General features: G+C 46.0%; 2 protein-coding genes. Both read left to right on the top strand.

From position 1 onward, the window contains the following. Positions 1-440 (top strand): monomethylamine:corrinoid methyltransferase (locus LI82_RS02270; protein ID WP_048193351.1); only part of this gene is annotated, 440 nt, incomplete at its 5' end. Positions 441-706: 266 nt separating this feature from the next. Continuing rightward, the coding region (locus LI82_RS02265; RefSeq protein ID WP_048193350.1) for an APC family permease at positions 707-1,844 on the top strand (1,138 nt) is incomplete at its 3' end.

The following is a 1,844-nucleotide window of genomic DNA, read 5'->3' as shown; positions in this document are numbered from 1 at the left end:
AGATCGCAGGATGGGCATGTGCAACAATCAGTGAGTTCACAGACCTTATGACCGGTAACCAGTACTATCCATGTGCAGGTCCATGTACCGAGATGTGCCTCCTCGAAGCAGCAGCACAGTCAGTAACAGATACAGCATCCGGCCGTGAGATCCTCTCAGGTGTCGCATCCGCAAAGGGTGTCATCACCGACAAGACAACCGGTATGGAAGCAAGGATGATGGGAGAAGTCGCACGTGCAACAGCAGGCATGGACATCGACTCCGTCAACGCTGTACTTGACAAACTTGTAGGCTCATACGAGGGCGACTACGCAACAGCACCTCAGGGTAAGACCTTCCAGGAATGTTACGATGTTGCAACCGTTACACCAACCGACGAGTACGTCAAGGTCTATGAGGGTGCAAGGAAGAAACTCGAAGAGTTCGGTCTTACATTCTAAGACTAAAATCTAAGACTAAAGTAGTACATTGATGGTTTTGCTGGCGAGAGATCGCTGGCATTTTTTTTATTCGTCATTTGTCACTATTTAATGAGACAATTCAATGTCATATCAACACTAAACAATGCTAAAGGGGGCATACGATATGGATATGTGGACTTTAATAAACGGGGTTATTTACCTCATAGCCTTTGCCTTGATAGGTTGGATGTTGCTAAACGCTAGTAAGGTATCCAATGAATAAATAATAAGATGGAGGAGGATCAATGTCTGAAAATTCGAATGAACCGATCGAACTGGTAAAGACGCTACGTCCATACCATGTATGGGCACTTGGTGTCGGTATCGTGTTGGTCGGTGAATACATGGGTTGGAACTTCACAGTTGCAAAAGGTGGTATACTCGGTTCACTCTTTGCACTTCTGGTTGCCGGTACCATGTATGTTATGGTTGCATTATGTGCTAGTGAACTGGGTTCATCCACAAAACTTGCAGGAGGACCTTATGATTGGGCGAGATTATTCGTAGGGCCGGGTGCGGCTGCTATTGTAGGTCTTGCTGTTTATATGGAATATATTGCTCTGGAAGCTGCCGATGCTATTGTCGTAGCGTGGATAGCGCAATCGATATTCCCGGAAATACAAACGTTTCCGGTCACATTGCTGGTTATCGCAGCATTAACATTTATGAACTATCGCGGAGTCGTGGCGGCATTAAATCTTAATTTTGCACTCACATTCACTGCGTTGATCGCTATTATTACGTTCTTCTTTATGACCATCAGCGGATTAGGTGGAACATGGCATCCTGAGTATCTTATTTCCGGTGCTATGCCAAATGGTTTTATTGGTATTTTTGCAGCACTCCAGTTCGGTCCCTGGTTCTACCTGGGTATTGAAGGAGCTGCAATGTGTGCTGAGGAATGTAAGCACCCAACAAGAGCAGTTCCTCTTGGTCAGCAAGCAGGCATGATAACCCTTCTTCTCGGTTCTGGTATGACCCTCTACTTATGTTCAGGTCTTATCCCAGCTGCAGAACTCGGTTCTTCAGTGTACCCACTCTTCGAAGCAGCAACAGCAACAGGTTCAAAATTCCTCATTGCAGCTCTGGGTATCGGTACACTTTTCACCTGTCTTGCAAGCGCAAACGGTACAGTTTGTGACGCATCACGGTCATGGTTCGCCCTTTCAAGGGATAAATTTCTGACAAATTGGTTCGCTGACGTGCATCCACGTTACAGCACTCCATACAGGGCAGTCATTTTCACAATGCCTATCGCGATCGCATTTGCATTCAGTGGTTTCCTTGATCAGGTCATTACGTTCTCGATCACATCAGGATTGGTATGTTATGTGATGATCCCATTCTCCCTGATACGCTTCAGGAAGATGTTCCCGGAACACA

Source organism: Methanococcoides methylutens, assembly GCF_000765475.1.
Classification (GTDB): Archaea; Halobacteriota; Methanosarcinia; order Methanosarcinales; family Methanosarcinaceae; genus Methanococcoides; species Methanococcoides methylutens.
The sequence above is the reverse complement of the archived record's forward strand: the minus strand, read 5'-3'. Positions and strand labels throughout refer to the sequence as shown.